Annotated in this window: 1 protein-coding gene and 1 pseudogene; one reads left to right on the plus strand and one right to left on the minus strand. The window is 47.4% G+C overall.

Features of this window, described 5'->3' with window-relative positions; all coding sequences use genetic code 11:
- A partial coding sequence (locus tag F6K20_RS37445; RefSeq protein WP_287298249.1) for a SagB/ThcOx family dehydrogenase occupies positions 1-1,289 on the plus strand: 1,289 nt, incomplete at its 5' end.
- Here the strand turns inward: F6K20_RS37445 and F6K20_RS37450 are convergent.
- Positions 1,221-1,681, minus strand: a pseudogene (locus F6K20_RS37450) (hypothetical protein); the annotation flags it as partial. The gene F6K20_RS37445 and the pseudogene F6K20_RS37450 sit on opposite strands and share 69 nt — an antisense overlap.

Genomic DNA, 1,681 nt, shown 5'->3' on the forward strand with positions numbered 1-1,681 from the left:
TTTATCTGAGGGCAGCTCCCTCTGCTGGTGGCTTATACCCAGCTGAAGTTTATTTGATTTCCCGTGGTACTCCCCTATTACCACCAGGACTATACAACTATCAGTGTCTGACCCATTCTCTGGTTCATTTTTGGGAGAGTGATGTTTGGAATGCACTGCAAGAGGCTTGCTTCTGGCACCCAGTTTTGGAGAGTACGGAACTGGCTATTGTAACTACAGCGGTATTTTATCGCTCTGCCTGGCGCTATGAAGACCGGGCATACCGTAGAATTTTTCTAGACACTGGTCATCTGCTAGGCAACATTGAGTTAGCTGGGGCTTTGAGTGATTACCGACCTCACCTAATTGGTGGCTTTGCTGATCAAAAAGTTAATGAACTGCTTTATCTAGACCTGGAACAAGAAGGAGCGATCGCAGTAATCCCCCTGGCCGATCAGCTCAAAGTTGAACAAAACTTGCCCATCGCCCCAACTGTGTTGCCATCTCCTACTGAAGTTAATTACCCAAAGATTCCAGATGGAGAATTATTGGGTTATTTGCACCGCGCTACGGAAATTAAAGAGGGTGGTGATTGGAAAGCTAAGGGTAATACTTTAAAGATTACAGACATTGACCAGCAGTTAGAAGACAAGTACAATTTTCCGTTTTGTGATAAAGTTTCAACGGCTACAAACCCCATAGATTGGGGGGAGTTAACCAGCTCAGGTAATGCTCCGAAAGCATTTTTAGATACTATTCTAAAACGACGCTCTACCCGAGCTTATAGTGCAGCTAATTTGACCTTGGAGGAGCTAAAAGCTCTTCTGGATTTTACATACCAACCTCAGCATTATATTGAACAGGGGTTAGATGGAACACCAGATTATTTTGATTTAAGTTTAATCGAAACATTTATAGCAGTATCTGGGGTTAATGACTTAGAAGAAGGCTGCTATTATTACGCCCCTAAGGCTCAAGAATTGCGGCAAATTCGGTTTAAAAACTTCCGTAAAGAATTGCATTTTCTGTGTTTAGGGCAAGATTTGGGTCGAGATGCCAGAGCAGTGGTGTTCCACACCGCAGACTTACAAAAAGCAGTGGCTAGATTAGGCGATCGCGCTTACCGTTACTTGCACATGGATGCTGGTCATCTAGGACAGCGGCTCAATCTAGCAGCTATTTACCTTGGTTTAGGAGTAAGTGGTATTGGTGGCTTCTTTGATGACCAGGTAAATGACGTTTTAGGTATTCCTGTTGATGAAGCGGTTGTTTATATTACAACTTTGGGGCGTCCTAGAACACGGTTTTGAGGTTTCTTTCGGGAGTAGGGAATCGGGAGTCGGGAGTCGGGAGTGGGGAGTCGGGAGGGTGGGGAGTGTTGGAAGTTTGGGGAGAGGGGGAGATAGGGAGAATTGGGAGTCGGGAGTGTGGGGAGATGGGGAGAATGGGGAGATGGGGAGATGGGGAGAGAGATTATTGATGTGATCGCATCGACTCGGGAATCGGGAGTCGGGAGTCGGGAATCGGGAAATCGGGACAGAGATTATGGATGCGATCGCATCGACTCGGCAGTCGGGAGTCGGGAATCGGGAGTCGGGAGTCGGGAATCGGGAAATCGGGACAGAGATTATGGATGCGATCGCATCGACTCGGCAGTCGGGAGTCGGGAGTCGGGAGTCGGGAGTAGGGAGTAGGGAATGGC

Source organism: Moorena sp. SIO2C4, assembly GCF_010672485.1.
Taxonomy (GTDB): Bacteria; Cyanobacteriota; Cyanobacteriia; order Cyanobacteriales; family Coleofasciculaceae; genus Moorena; species Moorena producens.